This is a genomic window from Ruegeria sp. AG1, from assembly GCF_056541705.1.
In genome coordinates this window covers 1-820 of record NZ_JBQFYU010000036.1, presented here as the reverse complement: position 1 = coordinate 820, position 820 = coordinate 1, and the positions used below count along the sequence as shown (strand labels likewise).

The window sequence follows — 820 nt, the reverse complement described above, 5'->3', positions numbered from 1 at the left end:
GGTTTCGTTGCAAAGTTTTAGGTCAGCCAAATAGTTCTGCGATCGCTTCAGTTCAGGTTGCCAACTCGGAGAATTGACGAAACGGGCAGATTCCGGGCGTGAACTGGCCTTTACGGATCATGTGCGTCACCTCGATGCCCGCCAGAGTCGCTGATGCCGAAGCAAGAGACTTGAAGCCGAGCATCGGGCGGGTTCGTCTTTTGATGAAACGATGGTCCTGTTCCATGATGTTGTTCAAGTATTTCCGCCTGACCATTTCAATTGGGACCGGGCAACCAAAACCTTTCAGCATCTTGTTGATGGCCTTGAGGCCAGCGGTGTTAGCTCCACTTTTGTCGATGACTATCTTTCTCGGAAGGCCGTTGACCTCCAGCATTCGGGCGAAGAACATGGTGGCCGCGAGTTTGTTTCGACGCTGGGAAAGCATAAAATCAAGCGTCTTGCCGTGCTTGTCGACAGCTCGATAGAGATAGACCCAATTGCCTTTCACCTTGATGTAAGTCTCATCCATTCTCCAGGAGCGGTCGCACGGTCCCTTTCGACGACGCGCCGCTTCACCGATTGCGCCTGCATACCGCGTCACCCAGCGATTCAGCGTCGTGTGATCCACTGCAACGCCTCGCTCATGCATGATCTCTTCTAGATCGCGATATGACACACCGTATCGGACATAGAAGAACACAGCGAAGAGGATCACATCCTTCGGATACTGCGCGCCTTTGAAAGAGATCATAAAAACTGACTTTCGATTTCAATATTTCGATATCCATTCACTCGAAGCACTTATGAGCGTCAACGGTCAAAAGTTTGCAACAGATCC

The 820-nt window shown here is 51.0% G+C and carries 1 protein-coding gene; it reads right to left on the bottom strand.

What is annotated here, in order from left to right; translation table 11 throughout:
* Positions 1-52: 52 nt before the first annotated feature.
* On the bottom strand, positions 53-733 hold the full coding sequence (locus ACR0B5_RS22865) for an IS6 family transposase (RefSeq protein WP_170484298.1): 681 nt from the start codon (positions 731-733) through the stop codon (positions 53-55).
* Positions 734-820 lie beyond the last annotated feature (87 nt).